The sequence below is a fragment of the Gordonia sp. NPDC057258 genome, from assembly GCF_042668985.1.
In the GTDB taxonomy this organism is placed as follows: domain Bacteria; phylum Actinomycetota; class Actinomycetes; order Mycobacteriales; family Mycobacteriaceae; genus Gordonia; species Gordonia hongkongensis.
Genome location: NZ_JBHUXZ010000017.1, coordinates 71,307 through 95,875 on the forward strand (window position 1 = coordinate 71,307; position 24,569 = coordinate 95,875).

Here is a 24,569-nt window from a genome sequence, read left to right on the forward strand (position 1 = left end):
GTCACCACCCGCCCGGCAGGGGCCGTCCTTCGTCGAAGCCGGCGGGCGACTGGATGCCCAACACCACCTTGTCGTGGAGTTCGCGCAGGTTGCGGGCGCCGGTGTACGTGGCCGTGCTGCGGACGCCCGCACAGATGTGGTCGATGACGTCCTCGACGCCGGGCCGCTCCGGGTCCAGGCGGATCCGTGAACTCGAGATGCCCTCTTCGAACAAGCTCTTGCGTGCTCGGTCGTAGGTGCTGTCGCCGCTCGACCGGGCCGCGACCGCCCGCTTCGAGGCCATGCCGAAACTCACCTTGTACGGACCCCGCTCGTCCACGAGCAGGTCGCCCGGTGACTCGTGGGTCCCGGCGAACCACGAGCCGACCATCACGTTCGACGCCCCGGCCGCCAGTGCGAGCGCGACATCGCGCGGGTGTCGGACACCGCCGTCGGCCCAGACCGCTGCACCGTGTCCCGCGGCGACCGCGGCGCATTCGGCGACCGCCGAGAACTGGGGACGCCCGACGCCGGTCATCATGCGGGTGGTGCACATCGCGCCCGGCCCGACACCGACCTTGATGATCGACGCGCCGGCGTCGATGAGGTCGAGCGTGCCCTCGGCCGACACGACATTGCCGGCCGCGATCGGGACGCCGAGGTCGGCGTCGGCGACCGCGGACAGCGCGGTGAGCATCTTCTCCTGATGGCCGTGCGCGGTGTCGATCACCAGTAGATCCGCTCCCGCGGCGACCAACGCGCGAGCCTTGCCCACGACGTCGCCGTTGATGCCGACGGCCGCCGCGATCCGCAGGGCGCCGGCGGAGTCGAGGTTCGGCGTGTAGATCGCATGCCGCAGGGCACCGACGCGGTTGAGCACCCCGGCGAGCCGGCCGTCGGGTTCGACGAGCACGGCCAGGCCCAGGTGCAGGTCACCCAGCGCGTCGAAGACCTCGCGGGGCGGGGTGTCGACGGGCAGCGTCACGATGTCGGGGTCGGCGATCTCGCGGACCCGGGCGAACCGGTCGACGTCGCGGCACCGTCTCTCGGTCACGACACCCACCGGCCGGCCATCTTCGACCACGACGGCCGCGCCGTGGGAACGCTTCGGGATCAACGCGACCGCATCGGTGACCGACGCGTCCGGGTCGAGGGTGACGGGTGTGTCGGCCACCAGGTGCCGTGACTTCACGAAGGCGATGGACGCGGCGGCCGCCTCGATGGGCAGGTCCTGGGGGAGGACCACGAGCCCACCGCGGCGGGCCACCGTCTCGGCCATGCGCTTGCCCGCCACCGCCGTCATGTTCGCCACGACCAGCGGGATCGTGGTACCGCTGCCGTCCGACGTCGACAGGTCGACGTCGAATCGGGAACTGACATCCGACCTGCCGGGGACGATGAACAGATCGTCGTAGGTCAGATCATGTGTCGGCCGGTGGCCTTCGATGAATCGCACTGGGGTTCGCAGGCTCCTATTCGGTCACTTCGGAGCGGTCGCCGCTCCACAGTGTGTGGAACGTGCCCTCCTTGTCGATGCGCTGGTAGGTGTGCGCACCGAAGAAGTCGCGCAGACCCTGGGTCAGCGCGGCCGGCAGCCGTTCGGCGCGCAGACCGTCGTAGTACGACAGCGACGACGAAAAGGCCGGCACGGGTATACCGAGCAGCGTCGCGGTCGAAACCACCCGGCGCCAACTGTCGATGCCGACCTCGACGGCTTCGCGGAAGTACGGCGCGAGAAGCAGGCTCGGAAGGGCGGGGTCGTCGTGGTAGGCCTCACGGATGCGGTTGAGGAACTGTGCCCGGATGATGCAGCCGCCGCGCCAGATGGTGGCCAGTGCTCCGCGGTCGACATCCCAGCCGTACTCGGCGCTGCCGGCGGCGATCTGATCGAAGCCCTGGGCGTAGGCGACGACCTTGGAGGCGTATAGGGCCGTCTTGATGTCGTTGACGAAGCTCTCGCGGTCGGCGGGGGCCGAGCCGAGGTTGCCCGACGACAGGCCGCGCGCGGCGACGCGCTGATCGGTGGCGCTCGACAGGGCGCGGGCGAACACGGCTTCGGCGATCCCGGTCGTCGGGATGCCCAGGTCGAGTGCGGACTTCACGGTCCAGCGGCCGGTGCCCTTCTGACCCGCGGCGTCGACGATGACGTCGACCAGCGGCTTGCCGGTCTCGTCGTCGACCTGGCTGAGGACCTCCGCGGTGATCTCGATCAGGTAGCTCTCGAGTTCGGTGGTGTTCCAGTCGCGGAAGACGTCGGCGATCTCCGAGACCGGCATGTCCAGGGCCTTGCGCATGAGGTCGTAGGCCTCGCCGATGAGCTGCATGTCGGCGTACTCGATGCCGTTGTGCACCATCTTGACGAAGTGGCCGCTGCCGTCGGGCCCGATGTGGGTGCAGCACGGCTCGCCGTCGACCTGGGCGGCGATCGACTCGAGGAGGGGCCCGAGCGACTCGTAGGACTCGGCGGGTCCGCCCGGCATGATCGACGGGCCGTTGAGCGCGCCCTCTTCGCCGCCGGAGATGCCCGCGCCGACGAAGTTGAGTCCGCGGGCCGACATCGCGGCCTCGCGCCGGATGGTGTCGGTGTAGAGGGCGTTGCCGCCGTCGATGATGATGTCGCCCGGCTCCATCGCGTCGGCGAGTTCCTCGATGACCGCGTCGGTCGCGTCGCCCGCCTTCACCATGATGAGGACCCGGCGCGGACGCTCGAGTGCGGCCACGAACTCGGCCACCGTCTCGGTGCGGATGAAGTTGCCGTCGCCGCCGTGGTTTTCGAGCAGCGCGTCGGTCTTGGCGATGCTGCGGTTGTGCAGCGCGACCGTATACCCGTGACGGGCGAAGTTGCGTGCGATGTTCGAACCCATGACGGCCAGGCCGGTGACACCGATCTGGGCCTTCGCGGAGGAGGACGATGCGTCGACATTGTTCATGCGGACAGCCTATTGCCTCTGTGTCCGAAGCGGCGATCTGCCTCCACGTGTGACGGCGGTCCGATACCGCCGGGGGACAGGAGTCGTCAGAACGCCGACATGAGTCGGTTGAGCTCGGTCAGCCACGGGATCGCGACCGCGAGGGTCGGCAGGACCAGGATCGCGGCGGCGGCGATGTAGGCGCCGGCCGCGAGAACGCGTGCGGGACGGTCGTCGCGGAGCCGGTGGACGCGGGTCAGGGTGGTCGGCCCGCCGACCGCCATCGCCCCGCGGGGAGCCACCGCGTCGGCGCACGCGACCAGTGCGCGACCCAGTGTCGTCGGGGTGGTCGCGCGGACGGCCTGGTCGTCGGCCAGTGCCTCGACGAGCAGTTCCGCGGCGCCGAGCGCCGAGCTGCTGCGGACGAAGCGGGGGAACGCCTCGTGCAACGCGATGAAGGCCTCGAGGACGAGGTCGTGGCGGGCGCGGAGGTGCGCGCGTTCGTGGGCGATCACCGCGACGAGTTCGTCACGGGTGAGCCGATGCACCACGCCTTCGCTGACCACGACGCGCTGACGCAGCCCGGGCAGGCAGTAGGCGAGGGGTTGTTCGACGTCGATCATCCGGACGTCGCGGGCGTAGAGCGGATCGTCGGCGTCGTCGGTCCGGTCGCAACGGTCGAGGATGTCGATGAGCTGACGGTGCGCCTTGCGCCGGGCGCGGGTGCGCAGGCCGACGCGGATCACGGTGTAGAACAGCCGCGCGCCGACGAGCAGGGTGAGCACGAAGACCCCGACGCAGAGGAGCCACAGCGGCCAGCCGAGGCGTTCGATCTCACGGACCGGGTGGGTCGTCGGGGTGCCGTCGGGACCGATCACGAGGATGTTCGCCGCGATCGCCAGGCCACAGCTGAACGCCGACAGCACGGCGGCCAGGGCAATGGCCTGCCACAGCGTCATCGCCGCGCGTGGTGCTCGGATCGGCCAGCGGGCCCGGGACAGTGCCTCGGGTACGGGTCCGGCGAGCACCAGGCTGACGATGCCGAAGAGCAAGGCGGTCATCTGGTGATTCCTCAGGGTGGGCTGCGAGTGGTGGTGCCGCGAATCTAGCCGGTGTCGCTCGTTCCGCGGGCGGCTTCGAGTTCATCGAGTGCGGAACGGAGGGCGGCCGCCTCGTCGGCGCCCACGCGACCGACGAAGGACACCAGGGCCGCATGTCGGGAGCCGGGAGCGGCGGCCTCGCTGAGCGCGTCGACCATGAGGCTGGCGACCAGGTCCTCGCGGGGATGGGTGGGGACGTACTTGTGGGCCCGGTCGTCGCGGATCTGCGTCACCAGGTTCTTCTTCGCCAGTCGCTGCAGGACCGTCATGACGGTCGTGTACGCAAGGGAGCGGTCCCGGGACAGTGCGGCGTGTACCTGCCGCACGGTCTGCGGGGTCGAACTCTCCCACAACGTGTCCATCACAGCGCGTTCGAGGTCGCCCAGGCCATTCATCTTTCGCATTTTACTGCTGTGCCTCCGTTTGTAGGTCCGGTGGATACCCAGTTGTTGCGTGTCGGTGTGCTGAGCGACGCCGATGTCGGTCACCACGCTCCTGACGTGGCCTTTTCCCGAACGCTTGACAGGTTGGTAAGGCTAGCCTACATTAAGTGTCACGTCGGACCGCGCGAGAGTCCTGAGGGCTGCAGAGACCCCCGGTCCACGGCACGGAAGGCCCCGCATCTCCCAGGGATGCGGGGCCTTCTGGGATCCTCGGGGGGCAAACGATCGGCGGTCGAGCCCGGTTCCCCGCCGAGTCCCGGACTGCTGTCGCCACGATCCGACCGACATGCGACTGTTGACGTCATGACTGCTGACAGTGCGGACGATGTTCTCCGGGATTCATTCGGCAAAGGGCTCGACGGGGTCCTGGGACTCGAGGTCGTCGAGGCCGGGCCGGACCGGATCGTGGCCACGATGGAGATCACCGAGCGTCATCATCAGCCGTTCGGCATCGTGCACGGCGGCGTCTATTGCGCGGTCGGTGAGAGTGTCGCCAGCATGAGCGGTTTCCTCTGGCTGCAGGATTCCGGGATCGGCGGCACCGCCGTCGGGGTGAACAACAACACCGACTTCCTCCGGTCCGTCCGCGCCGGCACGGTCACCGCGACGTCGACCCCGATCCACCGGGGCCGTCGCCAGCAGCTGTGGGCTGTCGACATGGTCGACCAGGACGGAAAGATGCTGGCCAAGTCGCAGGTGCGGCTGCAGAACATCGAGGTCACATAGGCCGTTGAGGCCCGCGTCACCCCATCGCCACTCGGCGCGCCGACCCCGTGTCGGCATGGCAGGATGACTCCTACTGCCCGGCCGGACCCACCGAACAGACCGTCCGGCCGAACACTCTCGAGGAGCGCTCCCGGTGCGACTGTCGCCGCATGAACAAGAACGGCTGTTGATCTCCTACGCGGCCGAGCTGGCCCGGCGGCGGCAGGGGCGCGGCCTCAAGCTCAACCACCCGGAGTCGGTCGCGCTGATCACCGATCACGTCCTGGAGGGCGCCCGCGACGGCCGGTCGGTGGCCGAGCTGATGACATCCGGCCGCGAGGTGCTCCGGCGCGACGACGTCATGGACGGGGTGCCGGAGATGCTGCACGACGTCCAGGTGGAGGCGACGTTCCCCGACGGCACCAAGCTGGTGACCGTGCACGACCCCATCGCCTGACGCCCCGCGATCGGGGCACCGTCCGAGGTGGATCGTGGCGCCCCGCGCCCGTCCATCGAACAGCAGCAGTCCAGAGGAGACCGAAATGTCGGGTACGCATCCCGGCCCGCGATCGACACTCGTGCCGGGTGAGGTCATCGCCGCTGACGGGACCATCGAGCTCAACGCGGGTGCCGACGCCGTCGAACTCCGGGTCGTCAACTCCGGCGATCGTCCGGTGCAGGTCGGCAGTCACGTCCACTTCCCGCAGTCGAACGCCGCACTCGTCTTCGACCGCGCTCGCGCACACGGCCGCCGCCTCGATATCCCGGCCGGGACCGCGGTGCGTTTCGAGCCCGGCATCGAGATGACCGTCGGTCTGGTCCCGCTCGGCGGAACCCGCGAGGTGTACGGGATCTCCTTGGAGCCCCCCGGTGCCTGCGGACCGGTCGACGCCGTCCGTACCGACGAGAGTGAGTGACGCATGGCCATCCTGGGACGTGACCGGTACGCACAGCTGTTCGGCCCGACCACGGGCGATCTGATCCGCCTCGCCGACACCGATCTGCTCATCGAGGTCACCGAGGACCTGTCGGGCGGACCGGGTCGCGCCGGAGACGAGGCCGTCTTCGGCGGTGGCAAGGTGATCCGCGAGTCGATGGGACAGAGTCGGGCGACCCGCGCCGACGGCGCCCCCGACACCGTCATCACCGGTGTCGTGGTCCTCGATCACTGGGGAATCATCAAGGCCGACCTGGGAATTCGGGACGGTCGCATCGTCGCGATGGGCAAGGCGGGTAATCCCGACACCATGGACGGGGTGCATCCGGACCTGGTCATCGGGCCGTCGACCGAGATCATCGCCGGCAACGGCAAGATCGTCACCGCCGGCGCGATCGACTGCCATGTGCACTTCATCTGTCCGCAGATCATGGACGAGGCGTTGGGCAACGGGATCACCACCGTGATCGGCGGCGGTACGGGTCCGGCCGAGGGCAGCAAGGCCACCACCGTGACACCCGGCGCGTGGCATCTGGCCTCGATCCTCGCCGCAACCGATCACTGGCCGATGAACATCGCGCTCCTCGGCAAGGGCAACACCGTCAGCGCCGAGTCGATGCACGAGCAGATCCGCGCGGGCGCTTCGGGTTTCAAGCTGCACGAGGACTGGGGCAGTACGCCCGCGGCCATCGACGCCTGCCTGCGGGTGGCCGATGAGACCGGCGTGCAGGTCGCCCTGCACTCCGACACCCTGAACGAGGCCGGGTTCGTGGAGACGACCCTCGGCGCGATCGCCGGCCGCGGCATCCACGCCTACCACACCGAGGGCGCGGGCGGTGGTCACGCGCCGGACATCATCACGGTCGCGGCCTACCCGAATGTGCTTCCGTCGTCGACGAATCCGACGCGCCCGCACACGGTCAACACACTCGACGAGCATCTCGACATGTTGATGGTCTGCCACCATCTCAACCCCACCGTGCCGGAGGACCTCGCCTTCGCCGAGAGCCGGATCCGGCCGTCCACGATCGCGGCCGAAGACCTCCTGCACGACCTGGGCGCCATCTCGATGATCGGCTCGGACTCGCAGGCGATGGGCCGGATCGGCGAAGTCGTGCTCCGGACGTGGCAGACGGCGCACGTGATGAAGCGCAAACGCGGTTCGCTCCCCGGCGACGGTCGGGCGGACAACAATCGCGCACGTCGCTACATCGCGAAGTACACGATCTGTCCGGCGCGTGCGCATGGCTTCGACGACGAGATCGGATCCGTCGAGGTCGGTAAGCTCGCCGACCTCGTGCTGTGGGACCCGGCGTTCTTCGGGATCCGCCCCGATCTGGTCATCAAGGGCGGCGCCATCGCGTGGGCGGCGATGGGCGACGCCAACGCCTCGATCCCCACGCCGCAACCGGTCTTCCCGCGCCCGATGTTCGGTGCCGCACCGAAACTCGCGGCCGCGACGTCGGTCAGCTTCGTCGCCCCGGGTGCCGACGCCGATCTCGCCGGGCGCATCGGGGTCGACCGCAGGTTCGTCCCGGTCAAGAACACCCGCGGCGTCGGGAAGGCCGACATGGTCAACAACGACGCCTGCCCGACGATCGAGGTCGACCCCGACACGTTCACGGTGCGGGTCGACGGTGAGGTGTGGGAGTCCGAGCCCGTCGCCGAACTCCCGATGGCGCAACGGTATTTCCTGTTCTGATGCGACCCGACGACACGAACCCGGGCGCCTCCGCGCCGCTGGCGATGATGCTGGCCCTGGCGGATTCGCGTCTACCGGTGGGCGGGCACGTCCACTCCGGTGGCGTCGAGCAGGCGATCACCGACGGATTCATTCGCACCGCAGGCGATCTCGCTTCCTTCCTGTACCGCCGGGTGACCACGAGCGGTCTCGTCGCGGCATCGGTGGCGGCGGCCGTGGCCGACGGCGCACTCGACGTGCCCCGCGCGCAACGCGAAACGGATGCGCGCACGCCGTCGGCGGCCGCACGGAAGGCATCGCTGGCGCAGGGCCGCGGGATGGTGCGGCTGGCGCGGCGGATGTGGCCGGACGTCGATTGGTCGGCCCACCGGCCGTCGACGCATCTCCCCGTCATCAGCGGGTCGATCGGCGCGGTGTCCTCGCTGTCGGGTTTCCACACGGCCCTGATCCTCGTGTACACCACGATGAGCGGGTCGGCGACTGCCGGCCAGCGCCTGCTCGCACTCGACCCGGCCGACGTGTCGATCATGATCGCCGAACTCGGTCCCGAGTGCGAACGCGTCGCCGCCGAGGCCGCGGTCGGCCTGGCGGACCTGTCCGATCCGGTGCTCGACATCTTCGCCGAACGCCATGAGCGGCAACCGATGCCGCTGTTCATGTCCTGACCATCGCGCCACCCATCCCGTGACCCGGCGAAGTCGCCGTCGCGAACCGAGAGGAGTTCCCATGCCCCCGCATCTCATCGACGGGCAGCCGCACACCCACGACCACAACCGGCCGCGCCGCAAGCGCGAGCCCGGCGAGGCGCTGCGCATCGGTGTCGGTGGCCCGGTCGGATCGGGCAAGACCGCGCTGGTGGCCGCACTGTGCCGACAGCTCCGGGACGAGTTGTCGGTCGCCGTGTTGACAAACGACATCTACACGACCGAGGACGCCGACTTCCTGCGCCGCAACGCTGTTCTGCCCGACGAACGGATCACCGCCGTCCAGACCGGCGGATGTCCGCACACCGCCATCCGGGACGACATCACCGCCAACCTCGACGCCATCGACGATCTCGTCGAGGCGAACCCACCGCTGGATCTGATCCTCGTGGAATCGGGCGGCGACAATCTCACCGCGACATTCTCGACAGGTCTGATCGACGTGCAGATCTTCGTCATCGACGTCGCGGGCGGGGACAAGGTGCCCCGCAAGGGCGGACCCGGCGTCACGTTCTCGGACCTGTTGGTGATCAACAAGATCGATCTGGCCGAGCGCGTCAACGCCGACCTCGACGTCATGCGGCGCGACGCGGCGAAGGTCCGCGAGGGCCGGCAGACCGCCATGATCTCGCTGACCGAGGACCCGGCCGCGACGGACGTGCTGGCCTGGGTCCGGGCCCAACTGGCGGCCCCGGTCGCCGCCGGGTGACGATGCGCACCGAGGTCGACATCGTCGCCACCGTCGAGCGTGGCGTGCGTCATCGGGCGGTCGGGGGACTGGGCGTGCGGGTGACCGCGCCGGGCCACGTTCAGCTGATCGGCACCGCCGCCACGCCGCTCGGTGGTGACGAGATCGTGGTGCGCATCGAGGTCGAACGGGGTGCGCAGTTGCGCCTCGGCAGCGTCGCGGCGACGATCGCGCTGCCGGCCCGCGACCGTCCGGACTCGTCGGCTCGGTGGGAGATCGCCGTCGGCGACGGTGGTCGCCTGCGCATCGACCCGCAGCCGACGGTCGTCGCCGGTGGCGCGGTCCACCGCTCGGACATCACGGCACGACTCGCCGCCGGCGCGACCCTCGATCTACACGAGCACGTCCAGATCGGCCGGGCGGCGAGCATGACGGACGCCACGCTGGTAGACCGCGACCGGATGGGTGCCTGGACCGGGGGTCTGCGCGTCGAGGTCGACGATCAAGTGGTGCTGGCCCATCGGCTCTCGCTCGGTCGGGGCACACCCGCGGGGGCCGCGGGCCACCGGGCGGCGAGCAGCGTGTTCCGGTACCCCGACAACCGGCCCGGCGACGTGCACGGGACCGATTTCGCCGCGCGTCTGCAGCTGGCCGGCGGCGCCAGTCTGACCACCGCGCTCGGGACCTCGGTCAGCACCGCGCGGCGGCTGGCCGACGGCCTGGAGATGGACTCACTGGCCGTCGTGCCGTAGACGACCGCCGGCGGGCCGGCCGCCGTCCGCGGGTCAGCTGGCCTCGGCCTCGGATTCCTTGCCGTCGGCGTCCTTGCCCTCGGTGGGGACCGAGCCCGTCGCCCCGGGAGCGGTCGACGCGGAGTCGACTGTTCCGGCATCGGTCTTCGCCGGTTCGGCATCGGAGGTCTCGCCGGCCTTCTCGAGCGCCGACAACTGGCCGATCGCGGTGCGCGCGTAGACCTGCTGCTCGGTCACCGCGAGCTGCGAACGGCCGCGCGTGGTGAAGGCGAAGAACCAGTTGATCAGGGTGTTCAACCGGTTGCGGAACCCGACCAGGTACACCAGGTGAAGGGCGAGCCAGCCCAGCCAGGCGAAGTAGCCCTCGGTCTCGAAGGTCTTCTTGATGCCCGGGATCGGGACCTGCATCACCGCGGAGTACCGCGAGATGGTCGCCATCGAACCCTTGTCGTAGTAGCTGAACGGCTTGCGCTGGTCGGACGTCTGGCCCTTCATCTCCGCCTTGATCGCGTCGGCGGCGTAGCGGCCGCCCTGGATCGCGCCCTGCGCGACGCCCGGGACACCGTCGACGGCCATCATGTCGCCGACGACGAAGACCTCGGGATGGCCGGGGATGGTGAGGTCGGGCAGGACCTTCACCCGGCCGGCGCGGTCGAGTTCGACGCCGGACTGCTCGGCGAGCTGCTGCCCGAGCGGGCTGGCCTGCACGCCCGCCGACCACACCTTGCACTGCGACTCGATGCGGCGCGTGGTGCCGTCCTTCTCCTTGACGACCAGGCCGTCGTAGTCGACGTCGACGACCATGGCGTTCAGCTGGATCTCGACGCCCATGCGCTCGAGCCGGGCCGCGGCCTTGCCGCCGAGCTTGGGCCCGAACGGCGGCAGGACGGCCGGCGCGGCGTCGAGCAGGATCACCCGGGCCTCGGTCGGGTCGATGTTGCGGAACGCGCCCTTGAGGGTCTTGTCGCTCATCTCGGCGATCTGACCGGCGAGCTCGACACCGGTCGGGCCGGCGCCGACGACCACGAAGGTCAGCAGCTTGGCGCGTTCGGCGGGGTCGTGGGACAGCTCGGCCTGTTCGAAGGCGCCGAGGATGCGGCCGCGCAGTTCGAGTGCGTGGTCGATGGTCTTCATACCGGGTGCGTACTCGGCGAAGTGGTCGTTGCCGAAGTAGGACTGATCGGCGCCGGCGGCGACGATGAGGTCGTCGTACGGGGTGACCGTGATGCGCTCGAGCAGGCGGGAGGTGACGGTCTTGGCCTCGAGGTCGATGTCGTACACATCACCCATGAGCACCGCGGTGTTCTTCTGCTTGCGCAGGACCACGCGGGTGGCCGGTGCGATCTCGCCCTCGGCGACGATGCCGGTCGCCACCTGGTAGAGCATCGGTTGGAACAGGTGGTGGGTGGTCTTGGCGATCAGCGTGACATCGACATCGGCCTTGGCCAGTCGCTGGGCGGCGAACAATCCGCCGAAGCCCGAACCGATGATGACCACTTTCCGACGGGTCGTGGCTGCTCCAGCGGGGGCCTGGACGGCGGGGCTGCTCATCTCCAGACATCTCCTTCCAGGTCGTTGGGCGACGGTCGTGCGGACTTCGGCGGACCGAATGGGGTGCTACCCGAGGGGGCCGTGTAGCGCCGGGGCCGGAGTACGACCGTGCATGTTCTCAACGGTAGTCAATGATGATCCGTTGGGCGCGGCCAGAGGGGTGTTGCGCTCACGCGCTGAGACCCCCGGCCGATGACCATCGTTGCGAGCGCTCCTGCCAGTCGGCCCGTAGGAGCTCGTATTCGACCTCGGACCGGTCGCGGTCCGGGTGGATGGTCAGCAGCTCGGCCGAGTCCGCGGCGTCGTCGCAGAGGTGGATGGCGCAGAGCGTCATCCCGAGCTTCTCCATCACGCGGCGCGACGACGCGTTGCGGGCGACCGTGCTCGCGAACACGCGCTCGGTGCCGAGGTGGTCGAACGCGAACGCGACGAGGGCGAACGCCGCCTCGGTCGCCAGGCCGCGGCCCCACACCGTGCGCCGGAGGCGATAGCTCAGTTCGAGTTCGGCACGGTTGCTGTGCCGTGGTGTGCGCAGCGAGATCCAGCCGAGGAAGGCGGCGGTGGCGGGGTCGCACAGGATCCAGGTGCCGGTGCCGTGTCTGCGGTGTGCGGTCTCGGCGCGGGGGACCACCCAGTCCTCGATCACGGCGCGCGGTGTCGCGGCACCGCCGCTCACGTACCGCATGACCTCGGGATCGCTGTCGAGGTGGACGAGCTCGTCGACATCGACGGCGGACACCGGGCGCAGCCGAGCCCGTGCCGTGTCGATGTTCACCCGAGCCCCTCACCGCGCGCGGGGGTGCGCGCACCGATTCGCCTGACGTCCTGCCCCGGCGAGTGAGTCTACGGTCTGGTCGGCTGTGACTCCTGCAGTTCGTCGTACGCGTGTCCCGCACTAAGATCGCGCCGTGGCCCCCCACCGAGATGCCCCCGATCCAGATGCCCTCGATCCCGAGGCAACCGCAGCCGGTTCCGCCGGACCGGACTACGTCCTCGACATCCCGGTCGCGCTGCGCTGGGGCGACATGGACATCAACAACCACATCAACAACGTGCAGATCTCCCGGATCTTCGAGGAGAGCCGGGTGCGTTCGTTCTATGAATGGATGCCCGACCGGCCGAGGAAGTTCTCGTTCCTCGTCGCGCGTCAGGACATCGAGTTCTCCGCTCCCGTGCACTACTCGCTCGACCCGGTGCACGTGCGCACCTGCATCGGACGCGTGGGCCGGTCGTCGTTCGTCATGGCGCTGCGCCTGATCGACCAGTCCGGGACGCTGTGCGCCACGGCCGAGACCACGATGGTCGTCGTCGACCCGGACACCGGCCGGCCCACCCCGATTCCCGACGACGCCCGGCCGCTGCTGACCGCGCGCCTCGGCGAGCCGGTGCGTTTCCACACGCCCCGGTCGAACGCCGCGGGCTGACCGGGCCGGGCCCCGGAGTCACAGCCGTCCGATGCTCATCCTGCACCGCGCCGAACGCACCGACACGCTGGCCGATGCGCTGGCCGAGGTCCTCGCGCACCCGCTGGGCGACCCGATGCGCCCGGAGATCGTGTCGGTTCCCGCCGCGGGAGTCGAGCGGTGGCTCGCCCAGCATCTGGCCCGGCGCCTGGGGGCGGGGGCGGGCGACGACGGAATCGCGGCCAACATCGACTTCACCGGGCCGTCCCGTCTGGCTGACGCCATCGTCGCGGCGGTGCTCGGTGATACGCGTCTGAACACCTCGGGTTCGCTGACGGCGCCGGACGATCCGTGGCGCGCGGCCGAGCTGACGTGGCCGGTGCTGCGTGTCCTCGACGACCGCGTCGACGACCCCGCGCTCGACGTGATCGCGCGGCACATCGGCGCGGGCGACACCTCCTCGCCCCGGGTCGGGCGCCGCTACGCCACCGCACGCCATCTGGCCGAGTTGTTCGACCGGTACGGGCGGTCGCGTCCGTCGCTGATCGCCGACTGGGCCGCCGGCCACGATCTCGACGGTGCCGGCCGCCCCCTGCGGGACGACCTGGCGTGGCAGCCCGGGTTCTGGCGCGCGGTCCGCGCCGAGATCGGCCGGCCGCATCCCGCGGAGGATCTCGCCGCGGTCTGCGATCGGCTGCGCACCGACCCCGCGGCGGGGGGATTGCCGGAACGACTGTCGGTCTTCGGGCCGACGCGGATCACCGAGTCGTTCCGTCAGATCGCCGCGGCCGCGGCCGTCCACCACGACGTCCACCTGTTCGTGCCCCACCCGAGTCCACGGCTGTGGGCGGAACTCGGTGCCCTCGTCGACCCCGACTCCGGCAATAGGGTCCCACCTCGACGCGGGGAGTGCGAGCTCCCCGAACTGCGAAACCCCCTGCTCGCCGGTCTCTCCCGTGATCTGCAGGAACTCCAGTTGCGGCTCGCTCCGATCGTCGATCGGGACCTGCACCATGTGCCGCGGGAGTCGGTGCTGGGCGACACCGCGCTGCACGTCGTCCAGTCGGGGATCCGCGACGACCTGGCTCCCGCGCCCGGCCTCACCGACACGTCGGACCAGACCGACACGTCGGACCCGACCGTCTCCGCGGACCCGTCCGTAGAGGTGCACGCGTGTCACGGGCCCGAGCGGCAGATCGAGGTCCTGCGGGATCGGTTGCTGCATCTGTTCGCCGCCGATCCCGAGCTGCAGCCGCGCGATGTCCTCATCATGTGCCCGGACGTCGAGACCTTCGCACCCCTGATCCGTGGCGCATTCGGACAAGCGGGACTGCCGCATCCGGCGTTCGACCTGCGAGTTCGGCTCGCCGACCGTGGAATTCGCCATGTGAACCCGATCCTCGACGTGATCGTCGGAGTCGTGGAGCTGGCCGCGGGCCGGGTGACCGCCGGTGACGTCGTCGACCTCCTCGGCGCCCCGCCGGTACGAACCCGGTTCGCGATGACCGACGACGACCTGGATCTGATCCGGGAATGGCTGGCGCACAGCAACGTCCGGTGGGGGATAGGCGTCGCCGAACGCGCCCGCTACGGTCTCGAACGGTTCCGCCAGGGCACCTTCGACGCCGGCCTGGACCGCATCGCCCTCGGCGTCGTCGCCGAGGAGGCCGACGACGAATGGCTCGGTACCGCACTGCCGCTCGCCGGAGTGGAGAGCACCGGCATCGATCTCGTCGGTAGGTTCGACGAGTTCCTCGACCGACTCGGTCGGGTGCTGGCCGAACTGCGGGAAGCCGCTCCCGCGCACCGATGGGCGGAGACGCTCATCGACGCCGTCTCGTCGCTGACGGCGACCGAGCCCGCCGAGGATTGGCAACGCGCACAGGCCATCCGAATGCTCAGCGAGGCCTTCGGGGACACCCGACCGGTCGAGCCGGAGGAGGTGCTGCGTCTGGCGGACGTGCGGGACCTCCTGTCGGCGCTGGTCGCCGGCCGGCCGACGCGCTCGAACTTCCGCACCGGAGAACTGACGGTGTGCACGATGGTGCCGATGCGCTCGGTGCCGCACCGGGTGATCGTGCTGCTCGGGATCGACGCCGAGGTGTTCCCGCGTGTCCAGCGTATCGACGGGGATGACGTACTCGGCGTCGATCCGCTGGTGGGCGAACGCAATCCGCGGGACGAGGACCGGCAGTGTTTCCTCGACGCGATCTGCGCCGCGCAAGATGCCCTCCTCGTCTTCTACAGTGGCGCCGACCCCGTCTCCGGCCGGCGGATCCCGCCCGCTGTGGTCGTGAGCGAACTGGTCGACACGCTCACCGGTCTGACCGGCGTGAGTCCCGTTCGCCGGCATTCGCTGCACGGGTTCGACGCGCGGAACTTCACCCCCGGTGGCGTGCCGGGAATCGCGGGGCCGTTCAGCCACGACGCGTCGATGCTTCGCGGAGCCGAGGCCTTACGCGAGCCGACGCGGCGCGTGGTGGTCGCCGCTGCCGAGGTGCTGCCCGCGCCGGAACGGAACCCCGACACCGAGGACATCGACCTCGCGACCCTCATCGACTTCCACGTGGACCCGATCGTGGCGTTCGTCCGCCAGCGCCTCGGTGCCCGCATCCCCGACGACGACCGGCCACACGACGACCAGCTCGATGTCGAACTGGAACCACTGGACAAGTGGGGGATCGGCGACCGATTCCTCTCCCGGATGCTGACCGGGGTGTCCATCGGGGAGTGCGAGGCGGCCGAGCTCCGGCGCGGCACGCTGCCGCCGTTCGCCTTCGGCACCCGCGAGCTCCGCGCGATCTCGCGGACGGTCACGCGGCTGTACGGCGTCGTCGAGCCGTTGCGCACAGGGACTCCCACGACCCTCGACGTCCTGGTCCGACTACCCGACGGCCGCCGGGTGCACGGAACGGTCGGTGACGTGTTCGGCGACACCGGGCCGGCCGCGTTGGTGCGGCCGACGTACTCCAAGCTCAAGGCCAAACAGCAACTCAGCGGCTGGATCACGCTTCTCGCGGTGGCCGCCGCCGCGACCCAGGGCAATGCCGCGGCGCGGTCGGTGGACTCGGCGGTCCTGATCGGGCGGGCCCCGCGAGGCGGCGGGACCACCACCATCACACTCCGGCGCCCCGAGGATCCGGTTCCGTTGCTCCACGACCTCGTCCGGCTACGTGACGAGGGTCTTCGTCGTCCGCTGCCGCTGCCGCTGGAACCCGCGTACACGTTCGTCGAGAACGACGGGCCCGGCCGGCGCAGCACGTTCTCGCTCGCCAACGCCCGCCGGAACTTCGACGACAGATTCGGTGCCGCGCACGACCCATATGTGAAGCTCGCATTCGGCGGGGACGTGCTGGCCGAGATCGATTTCGACGACCTCCTCGACGGCGCGACACCCGACCACCGCACCGTCGGCGGTGTCGAACTGCGCATGGCCGACGACGAACCGTTGTTCGCCGGGCTGGCCCGAACCGTGTGGGTGCCACTCGATCAGCACCGGGAGGGCACGTGAGACGGCCGGCCACCTTCGACGTCACCGCCGACCTGCCGGATCACACCACGGTCCTGGAGGCGAGCGCCGGAACCGGGAAGACCTACGCCATCGTCGGACTCGCGGCACGGCACATCGCCGAGGGTGTCCCGATTTCGGAGATGCTGCTGGTGACCTTCAGCCGGGCCGCGACCGCCGAGCTGCGCGAACGCATGCGAGACCGTGTGCGCGAGTTGCTCGACGGGCTCGACCGTCCCGGTGCCGCCCCCGGCCACGACGCGCTGCTGCAGATGCTGGCGCAGGGAGCACCGGACGAGGTCGCCACCCGTCGTCGCAATCTCGCCCGCGCTCTGAGCGACTTCGACGCGTCGACGATCGCGACCACCCACACGTTCTGCAACCGCATGCTGGAGGCGCTGGGGTTCCTGGGTGAGCGTGAACTGGTCTACTCGATCGTCGAAGAGGTCGACGAACTCACCGAAGAGGTGGCGCTGGACCTCTACCTGCGCGGCTTCTGGGCAAGCGACACACCGGAATTCGACTTCACCGAGGCGCGGTCGATCGCCCGCGACGCGGTACGCCAGGCGTCGGTCGCACTGGCGCCGGACACCTCCGAGTCGACCGACGGGCCGGGTGGCGATGCGGTGGCCGCCCGTCGGGTAAGTTTCGCGTCCGCGGTCCGCCGCATCGTCGAGGCGCGCAAACGTGATGCGCGCGTACGGACCTACGACGACCTGCAGGCCATCCTGCAACGCATCGTGACCGACCCGGTGGTCGGCGAGCGCGCGTGCGAACGTATCCGCAACACCTTCACCGTGGTCCTGGTCGACGAGTTCCAGGACACGGACCCGTTGCAGTGGGACATCCTGCGCCGGTGTTTCCACGGCCATCGCCGACTCATCCTCGTCGGCGACCCCAAACAGTCGATCTACGGGTTCCGCGGTGCCGAGGTCCTGAGCTACCTCGCCGCGGTGTCCTCGGCCGACACCTTGCAGGCGCTCGACGTGAACCGGCGATCCGACGGCGCGCTCGTCGACGCCCTCGGACATCTGTACGGCGAAGCGGCGCTGGGACATCCGGGCATCGTGGTGCATCCGGTCTCGGCGGCACACCCGGGCAGCCGGCTCGACGGTCGTCCGCCGCTACGCATCCGCGCGTTCCTGCGCACCGACTTCACGTCCCGTAACGCCTACAACCTGCCCGCGGTGAAGGACGTCCGCGACCGGATCGCGGTCGATGTCGCCGACGACATCGCGCAGACCCTCGCCCAGGGCGCTCGGCTCGAGGTCGACGGAACCTCCCGCCCGGTGAATCCCGGCGACATCGCGATCCTGGTGCGACTCAACAGCACCATCGAGCCGCTCCAGCGGGAGCTCGCCGAGCGCGGCATCAACTCGGTGATCGGGTCGGGGGTCAACGTGTTCTCCACGACCGCGGCCCAGCACTGGCTGTGGGTGATGCGTGCCGTCGAACAACCCTCCCGCGCGGACCGCGTGCGGTTGGCGGCGCTCACGACCCTGCTCGGCTGGTCGATCGAGAAGGTGGCCACCGCAGGCGAACCCGAGGTCGCCGAGCTCGGGGCCGAATTGGCATCGCTGGGACGGGTGTTCGTGCAGGGCGGGTTCGCCGCGATGGCGCAGCGCCTGCTCGACTCGCACGGTGTCGCCGCGCGCGTCCTGGCCACCGAGAACGGTGAACGCATCCTCACCGATCTCCTGCAGGTGTCCGCGCTCTGCAACAAGCACGTGGTCGAGACCTCGGCGGGAGTCAGCGGCCTCGTCGAGTGGCTGGCCGAGCGGATCGCCGACACGTCCGCGCGCCAGCGATACGAAGACCAGAGTCGACGACTCGACCGCGACACCCAGGCCGTCCAGATCATGACCGTGCATGCCAGCAAGGGCCTGCAGTTCCCGATCGTCTACGTGCCCTACGGCTGGGACGGGACGTGGATCGGCGACCGCGGCAACATCACCTACCACGACGAGTCGGGTACCCGGCGTCTCGATGTCGGTGGCGGGCAGGCGCCCGGCCGCGCGGCGCGGCGCAAGCGGTACGCCGAGGAGACGGCCGGCGAAGACCTCCGGCTGCTCTACGTCGCGCTGACGCGGGCGCAATCGCAGGTCGTGGCGTGGTGGGCGCCGTCGATGAACACCACGAGCGGGCCGCTGCACCGGCTGATCTTCGGGCGCGACACCGCGACCCGAATCCCTTCCGAGACCGGCGAATCGGTGTGGTCGGTCGCCCCCGACGTCCCCATACCCGACGACGACGCCACGTGCGTCGGCGTCCTGCGCACCCTGACCGGGCGCGATGCCGCGATCTCGGTCGAGCCCGCCGGCCGGATCGAGGCCGGTGCGGTGGCGGCCCCGCCGCACGCCGATGTCGAGACGGCGACCCTCGGGGTCGCGCGGTTCCGGCGCGCCATCGATCAGGAATGGCGTCGCACGTCGTACTCGGCCATCGTCGCCGACGTCGCGCACGGCGCACCCGGGGGGCCCGCCGGTTCTGTCGTCACCACCGGCAGCGAACCGGCCGACGACATCCTCGGTGACGAGCCGGTCGCCGACCCGATCGAGCTCGACGAGCCGCCCGCCGAGGGGCGCCGAGCGGGAACGCCGTCGCTTATGAACGGGCTGCCCTACGGGGCGGCGTTCGGCACCCTGGTGCACGAGGTCCTCGAATACGTCGACACCTCGGAGCCCGACATCGAAACCCACGTGCGCGAATTGTGTTCGCGCGCACTCGGGGTCCTGCCGGCCGACATCGACGCCGACGTACTGGTCGCCGCGCTCGTCGGCGTCCTCACCACGCCACTCGGTTTCGGCGATCTCTGGGGCGTCGAGCCGGGAGATCGCCTCGCCGAGCTCGACTTCGAGCTCCCACTGGGGCCGCCGGATCGCGCCCCCGGCGCCCGTGGGGCGACGCCGGGGGTGTTCGCCGAACTGCTGGACCGGTATCTGCCCGACGACGATCCGTTGCGTGACTACGTCGATCACCTCCGCGAGCTCCCCGATCGTGAACTGCGCGGCTTCCTGACGGGCAGCATCGACTCGGTGCTGCGCACCCCGGACGGCCGCTACGTGGTCGTCGACTACAAGACCAACCGCATCCGGGCGGGGGACCTGGTCGTCGAGGACTTCGACACCGAGGCCATGGCAGGCGAGATGATCGCCGCCCACTATCCGCTGCAGGCGATGCTGTATTCGGTTGCGCTGCACAGGTATCTGCGCTGGCGCGTCGTCGGCTACGATCCGGTCCGGCATCTCGGCCCGGTGCAGTACCACTTCGTGCGCGGGATGGCCGGGCCGGGCACGCCGCCCGGTTGCGGCGTGTTCGAGTGGGATCTGCCCGCAGACCTGATCCTCGCATTGTCCGATGCACTGGCGGGAGCGTCCCGATGACCGTGTCCGACGTCCAGGTGGTGGAGTGGGCCACCGGTGTGCTCGCCGAATGGAACGAGGCCGGAGTCCTCGCCGCCGCGGACGTGCACATCACCGACCGTCTCGTGACGATGTGCGCCGAGCCGGTGTCCGAGACCGCGCGTCTCGGCGCCGCGCTGGCGGTCCGTGCGGTGCGGCTCGGTTCGACGTGCCTCGCGCTGGACCGTTTGGGCGAGCTGGCCGGCGACGACACCGCCGACCTCACCATCCCGTCGTCCGATGCGGTGCTCGACGCACTGCTCGAGAGCCCGCTCGTCGCGGGCAGCGAGGCGGGTCCGTTGCGTCCGTTGGTGGTGAGACGGTCCATCGATGGGCCGCTGGTGTACCTCCAGAAGTACTTTCGGCAGGAACAGACGATCCGCGAGACGCTGGCCCGCCGCGCACAGACGACACCCGTGGTCGAAGCCGATGCGCTGCGCGCTGCGATAGCCGCCGTCTACACCTCGCCCGAGGACGGGCACCTGCAGAAGCTGGCGGCAGCGGTCGCCGCGACCCGCTGGACCACCGTCCTGGCGGGCGGTCCCGGCACCGGCAAGACCTACACGGTCGCACGCATTCTCGCGGTGCTGGACGCCCTGCAGGGACCCGGCCTCCGTATCGGACTGTGCGCGCCGACGGGCCGGGCGGCGGCTCAGCTGCAGGCCTCGGTGGAAGCGGAGTCGACGGTTCCCGTCACGGCGCACGCCGTCACGCTCCACTCGTTGCTCGGCTGGCGCCCGGGTGCCAACCCGAGGTACGGCCGCGGGCGGACACTGCCGCACGACGTCATCGTCGTCGACGAGACCTCGATGCTGTCGATGACCGCGATGAGCCGTCTGCTCGACGCAGTCCGGCCGGATGCACGGGTGATCTTCGTCGGTGACCCGCATCAGCTCGCGTCGGTCGAGGCCGGAGCGGTGCTCGCGGATCTCGTCGAACGGGCGGATGTCGCTGGAGTGCAAGGAGAGTCGGGAACCATGACGGCGGTATCACAGGCCGCGCTCGAGGCGGTGGGCGGGGATGCCGATCATGAACTGGAACCCGAGGACACCGATCATCTCGCCGGTGGCGTCATCACCCTGCGGCGCCAATTCCGTTTCGGCGGCGGCATCTCGCGGGTCGCGGCGGCCGTGAACGCCGGTGACGCAGACGAAGTCCTGAGACTGGTCGCCGCGGACGACGTCCCGAACGTCGAACTCGTGGCGCCCGACGACCTCGATGCCGTCCGTGCCGATCTCATCGAATGGGGCCGGGCGCTGCGGGCAGCGGCCCGTCGTGCCGATGCCGACGGGGCGCTCGACGCGCTCGACGCCCACCGGGTGCTGTGCGCGCACCGGGAGGGGTCATGGGGTGTCCGTGGCTGGTCGGCCAGGATCACCGAGTGGCTGGGCACCGCCGGCGCCGAGCTAGCCGGATGGTATGCGGGACAGCCCATCCTGGTCACCGCCAACGACCGCCAGACGGCGACGTTCAACGGCGACACGGGCGTGGTGATCGCCGATCCCGAGGGCCGGACGCAGGGGGCCGACGGCGTCCGGGTCGCCTTCCGTCGCGGCGGATCGGTGCGACTCCTGCACCCGACGCAGCTCGCCGACGTCGTGTCGGTCCACGCGATGACCATCCACCGCAGCCAGGGCAGCCAGTTCCGGCAGGTCACGGTGATCCTCCCGCCCACGGGCTCAGAATTGCTCACCCGGGAGTTGCTGTACACCGCCATCACCCGCGCCCGCGACCACGTGCGGATCGTCGGGACACCCGAGGTGCTGGCCGCGGCGGTCGACCGCCGCGTGCAGCGCGCCAGCGGTCTGCGATCGGCGGTGACGCCGTTCGACCGCTCCTAGATCAGGTCGCAACCACCGGGGACGAGGTCGCGGCGCTGATAGCACTCGACGCCGAGCAGCTTCTCCTGGATGTCGTCGGGCAGCGACATGAAGCCGGAGATGGCCCGGCTGCGATCGATCTCGGAACGGTGGGCGGTGACGGCCGCCCTCTTGCGGGCCGCGAGATCCGACACATCGACGACCACGTCGATCTCGGACTCCGGGGTGCCGGGTAGCTGCTCCCGGGGGATGTCCGCGAACAGGCTCTCCGCGAGGATGTCCATCATCCACTCCGGGATGGTGGCGAAGTACAGCGAACGCACGCGCCACGCCGGCCCGGCGCGGTGATAGAGCTTCGTCGACGCCGCCGCGTCGGCCGCCGCGCACGCGAGCCGGTGCGCGTGGACGTGGTCGGGGTGACCGTAGATACCCAGCGGGTCGTAGGTGATGACGATGTCGGGTTGCAGTGCCCGGATGTGGTGGGTGAGCGCACGGACCTGTTCGTCGAACGACGCCTCGCACAGCCGCTGCGCATCGGGTGCGGATTCTGGTCGCCGGTCGTCGGCATAGCCGAGCATGATCGGTGGTCGCGGCATGCCGAGGATGTCGACCGCGTCGGCGAGTTCGCGGTGCCGGACGGTGCCGTCGGTCCAGGTGCACATCACGAGGTCGACCTCGCCGCCGGCGTCGGTGTGACGCGCGATGAGTCCACCGGTCCACAGTGATTCGTCGTCGGGGTGCGCGTGCACCAACAGCAGTCGGGGTGTGCCCATCCACCTGGCTTCCTGATCGTTCCCGCACGGCACGGATGTCGTGCGGGGTAGTCGGTCCCCGACCCAGGGTAGCCACACCACCGCTCGGTAAAGTCGGTGTCCGTCACACGTGTCGCACCGGCGCGGAGATGTTCGTCCGTCCGGTGCACGAGAACAGAACATGGAGGTCTGCGATGAGCGCTCAGCCCGAAGTCCACGAGTTCCAGGCCGAGACCCGGCAGCTGCTGGATCTCATGGTCCACTCGATCTACTCCAACAAGGACAGCTTCCTGCGCGAGCTGATCTCCAACGCGTCCGACGCACTGGACAAGCTGCGGCTGGAGTCCCTGCTCGACAAAGACCTCGACGTCGACACCTCCGACCTCCACATCACGCTCGACCCCGATGCCGAGGCCCGGACCCTCGTCGTGGCCGACAACGGCATCGGCATGACCCGCGACGAGGTCGTCGGCCTGATCGGCACGCTGGCCCGTTCGGGCACGGCCGAGTTGCGCCGGTCGCTCGCGGAGGCTCGCGCGAACGGGGTGTCCGACGCTGCGGCCGAGGAACTGATCGGTCAGTTCGGCATCGGCTTCTACTCGACGTTCATGGTCGCCGACAAGGTCACGTTGGTGACCCGTAAGGCGGGGGAGAGCACCGGCACCCGCTGGGAGTCGACCGGCGACGGAACCTACACGATCGACGACGTCCCCGACGCCCCGCAGGGCACCTCGGTCACGTTGGCGCTCAAGCCCGTCGACACCGAGGATCACCTCTACGACTATTCGGATCCGACCAAGCTTCGCCAGCTCGTGAAGCGGTACTCGGACTTCATCGCGTGGCCGATCCGGATGGACGTCGAGAAGACCGTTCCGGTGGAGACCCCCGACACCGAGGCCTCCGACGCCGACGACGCGGACGAGAAGAAAGCGCCGGAGACGAAGACGGTCGTCGAGGCCGAGACGATCAACTCGATGAAGGCGCTCTGGGCCAAGTCGCGCTCGGAGGTGACCGACGAGGAGTACCAGGAGTTCTACCGGCACGTCTCCCACGCCTGGGATGCGCCGCTGGAGACCATCACGCTGCAGGCCGAGGGCACCTTCGAGTACCAGGCGCTGCTGTTCATCCCGACGCAGCCACCGTTCGACCTGTTCATGCGCGACAGCAAGGTCGGCATCCACCTGTACGTCAAGCGCGTCTTCATCATGGACGACTGCGCCGAACTGATGCCGGAGTACCTGCGCTTCGTCAAGGGTGTCGTCGACGCGGCCGACCTGTCGCTGAACGTGTCCCGCGAGATCCTGCAACAGGACCGCCAGATCCGCGCGATCCGTCGCCGGCTCACCAAGAAGGTGATCTCGACGGTCACCGAGATGCGCGCCGGCCGGCCCGACGACTACCGCACGTTCTGGGATGCCTTCGGCCGGGTGTTCAAGGAAGGTCTGGTCAACGATCCGGACAACCGCGAGGCGCTCCTCAAGGCCTCGTCGTTCGCGACCACCCACTCCGAGGACGAACTGACCACACTCGCCGACTACATCGGCCGGATGAAGAGCGGTCAGGACACGATCTACTACATGACCGGCGAATCGCGTCAGCAGATCGTGAACTCGCCGCACATGGAAGCGTTCCGCGCCAAGGGAATCGAGGTTCTCGTCCTGTCCGATCCCGTCGACGAGATGTGGGTCTCGGCGGGTGCGGAGTTCGACGGCAAGTCGTTCCAGTCGATCGCCAAGGGCGCCGTCGACCTCGACGGTGACGACGAGGACGCCGACGATTCCGCCAAGGAGGAGCAGAACAAGACCTACGCCGACCTGCTGGGGTGGCTCACGAGCACCCTCTCCGACGACGTGAGTGAGACGCGACTCTCGTCGCGCCTCACCGAGTCGCCGGCGTGCCTGGTCGGTGACACGTTCTCGATGTCTCCGCAGCTGGAGAAGCTCTACCGGGCGTCCGGTCAGGAATTCCCCAAGTCCAAGCGGGCACTGGAGCTCAACCCTGATCACCCGCTCGTCGCCGCGCTGAACAAGGCCTACGGAGCCGGGGATCACGAACAACTGGTGCCGACGGCGAAGCTGCTGTACGGCATGGCCGTGATCGCCGAGGGCGGTGAGCTCGACGACCCGGCCGAGTTCGCGAAGCTGTTGGCCGGTCGGCTGACCGAATCGTTCGCGGCGAGCGGACCGTCGGCCGGTTCGGAGTCCTGATCGGTCTG

The 24,569-nt window shown here is 69.6% G+C and carries 19 protein-coding genes; 12 read left to right on the forward strand and 7 right to left on the reverse strand.

Going from position 1 to position 24,569, the window contains the following annotated elements:
• Position 1: 1 nt before the first annotated feature.
• From ACFUEJ_RS14125 to ACFUEJ_RS14140, 4 genes are all read right to left on the reverse strand, one after another.
• Positions 2 to 1,435 carry a GuaB1 family IMP dehydrogenase-related protein gene (locus ACFUEJ_RS14125; RefSeq protein WP_165630000.1) on the reverse strand — a complete coding sequence of 478 codons (1,434 nt, stop codon included), beginning with the start codon at positions 1,433 to 1,435 and terminating at the stop codon, positions 2 to 4.
• A 16-nt stretch (positions 1,436 to 1,451) separates the two neighbouring features.
• Positions 1,452 to 2,909, reverse strand: coding sequence for an NADP-dependent phosphogluconate dehydrogenase (gndA, locus tag ACFUEJ_RS14130; RefSeq protein WP_068972437.1), 1,458 nt, complete (start codon positions 2,907 to 2,909; stop codon positions 1,452 to 1,454).
• A gap of 86 nt (positions 2,910 to 2,995) precedes the next feature.
• Entirely contained in the window at positions 2,996 to 3,949 is a 954-nt protein-coding gene (locus ACFUEJ_RS14135; protein WP_058253194.1) for a M56 family metallopeptidase, read from the reverse strand.
• A 44-nt stretch (positions 3,950 to 3,993) separates the two neighbouring features.
• The gene (locus ACFUEJ_RS14140; protein ID WP_058253195.1) at positions 3,994 to 4,392 is read right to left on the reverse strand and encodes a BlaI/MecI/CopY family transcriptional regulator; all 399 of its coding nucleotides are present in this window, start codon (positions 4,390 to 4,392) and stop codon (positions 3,994 to 3,996) included.
• A gap of 342 nt (positions 4,393 to 4,734) precedes the next feature.
• Between ACFUEJ_RS14140 and ACFUEJ_RS14145 the strand changes: the two genes are divergently transcribed.
• The 7 genes from ACFUEJ_RS14145 (at position 4,735) to ACFUEJ_RS14175 (ending at position 9,919) form a co-directional block, all read left to right on the forward strand.
• Positions 4,735 to 5,157: a PaaI family thioesterase gene (locus tag ACFUEJ_RS14145; protein ID WP_058253196.1), complete on the forward strand. Its 423-nt coding sequence runs from the start codon at positions 4,735 to 4,737 to the stop codon at positions 5,155 to 5,157.
• Between the two features lie 133 nt (positions 5,158 to 5,290).
• Positions 5,291 to 5,593 (forward strand): urease subunit gamma, encoded by a 303-nt coding sequence (locus ACFUEJ_RS14150; protein ID WP_058253197.1) that lies wholly within the window; start codon positions 5,291 to 5,293, stop codon positions 5,591 to 5,593.
• A gap of 85 nt (positions 5,594 to 5,678) precedes the next feature.
• Entirely contained in the window at positions 5,679 to 6,053 is a 375-nt protein-coding gene (locus ACFUEJ_RS14155; RefSeq protein ID WP_058253198.1) for an urease subunit beta, read from the forward strand.
• Positions 6,054 to 6,056: 3 nt separating this feature from the next.
• Entirely contained in the window at positions 6,057 to 7,775 is a 1,719-nt protein-coding gene (locus ACFUEJ_RS14160) for an urease subunit alpha (RefSeq protein WP_065629850.1), read from the forward strand.
• On the forward strand, positions 7,775 to 8,440 hold the full coding sequence (locus ACFUEJ_RS14165; protein WP_068972433.1) for an urease accessory protein UreF: 666 nt from the start codon (positions 7,775 to 7,777) through the stop codon (positions 8,438 to 8,440). The genes ACFUEJ_RS14160 and ACFUEJ_RS14165 overlap by 1 nt, the downstream gene beginning before the upstream one ends.
• A 61-nt stretch (positions 8,441 to 8,501) precedes the next feature.
• The gene (gene ureG / locus ACFUEJ_RS14170; protein ID WP_068972432.1) at positions 8,502 to 9,188 is read left to right on the forward strand and encodes an urease accessory protein UreG; all 687 of its coding nucleotides are present in this window, start codon (positions 8,502 to 8,504) and stop codon (positions 9,186 to 9,188) included.
• A 2-nt stretch (positions 9,189 to 9,190) separates the two neighbouring features.
• Positions 9,191 to 9,919, forward strand: coding sequence for an urease accessory protein UreD (locus ACFUEJ_RS14175; protein WP_388030063.1), 729 nt, complete (start codon positions 9,191 to 9,193; stop codon positions 9,917 to 9,919).
• 33 nt (positions 9,920 to 9,952) lie between these two features.
• Here the strand turns inward: ACFUEJ_RS14175 and ACFUEJ_RS14180 are convergent, their stop codons facing one another.
• Positions 9,953 to 11,470 carry an NAD(P)/FAD-dependent oxidoreductase gene (locus ACFUEJ_RS14180; RefSeq protein ID WP_159370926.1) on the reverse strand — a complete coding sequence of 506 codons (1,518 nt, stop codon included), beginning with the start codon at positions 11,468 to 11,470 and terminating at the stop codon, positions 9,953 to 9,955.
• Between the two features lie 169 nt (positions 11,471 to 11,639).
• Positions 11,640 to 12,245, reverse strand: a complete 606-nt coding sequence (locus tag ACFUEJ_RS14185; RefSeq protein ID WP_159370925.1) for a GNAT family N-acetyltransferase — start codon at positions 12,243 to 12,245, stop codon at positions 11,640 to 11,642.
• A gap of 133 nt (positions 12,246 to 12,378) precedes the next feature.
• Between ACFUEJ_RS14185 and ACFUEJ_RS14190 the strand changes: the two genes are divergently transcribed.
• Genes ACFUEJ_RS14190 through recD form a run of 4 tightly spaced genes read left to right on the forward strand, consistent with a single transcriptional unit; the run spans position 12,379 to position 21,623 of the window.
• Positions 12,379 to 12,894 (forward strand): thioesterase family protein, encoded by a 516-nt coding sequence (locus ACFUEJ_RS14190; protein ID WP_159370924.1) that lies wholly within the window; start codon positions 12,379 to 12,381, stop codon positions 12,892 to 12,894.
• Between the two features lie 31 nt (positions 12,895 to 12,925).
• The gene (gene recC, locus ACFUEJ_RS14195; protein ID WP_388030066.1) at positions 12,926 to 16,384 is read left to right on the forward strand and encodes an exodeoxyribonuclease V subunit gamma; all 3,459 of its coding nucleotides are present in this window, start codon (positions 12,926 to 12,928) and stop codon (positions 16,382 to 16,384) included.
• Positions 16,381 to 19,764 carry a UvrD-helicase domain-containing protein gene (locus tag ACFUEJ_RS14200; RefSeq protein ID WP_226513428.1) on the forward strand — a complete coding sequence of 1,128 codons (3,384 nt, stop codon included), beginning with the start codon at positions 16,381 to 16,383 and terminating at the stop codon, positions 19,762 to 19,764. The genes recC and ACFUEJ_RS14200 overlap by 4 nt, the downstream gene beginning before the upstream one ends.
• Positions 19,761 to 21,623, forward strand: a complete 1,863-nt coding sequence (gene recD, locus ACFUEJ_RS14205; RefSeq protein WP_247449354.1) for an exodeoxyribonuclease V subunit alpha — start codon at positions 19,761 to 19,763, stop codon at positions 21,621 to 21,623. The genes ACFUEJ_RS14200 and recD overlap by 4 nt, the downstream gene beginning before the upstream one ends.
• Here the strand turns inward: recD and ACFUEJ_RS14210 are convergent.
• Positions 21,620 to 22,375, reverse strand: coding sequence for a PIG-L family deacetylase (locus ACFUEJ_RS14210; RefSeq protein WP_058253209.1), 756 nt, complete (start codon positions 22,373 to 22,375; stop codon positions 21,620 to 21,622). The two genes, recD and ACFUEJ_RS14210, sit on opposite strands and share 4 nt — an antisense overlap.
• A gap of 173 nt (positions 22,376 to 22,548) precedes the next feature.
• Between ACFUEJ_RS14210 and htpG the strand changes: the two genes are divergently transcribed.
• Complete coding sequence (htpG, locus tag ACFUEJ_RS14215) at positions 22,549 to 24,561, forward strand: molecular chaperone HtpG (RefSeq protein WP_065629860.1); 2,013 nt, start codon at positions 22,549 to 22,551, stop codon at positions 24,559 to 24,561.
• Positions 24,562 to 24,569: the final 8 nt, after the last annotated feature.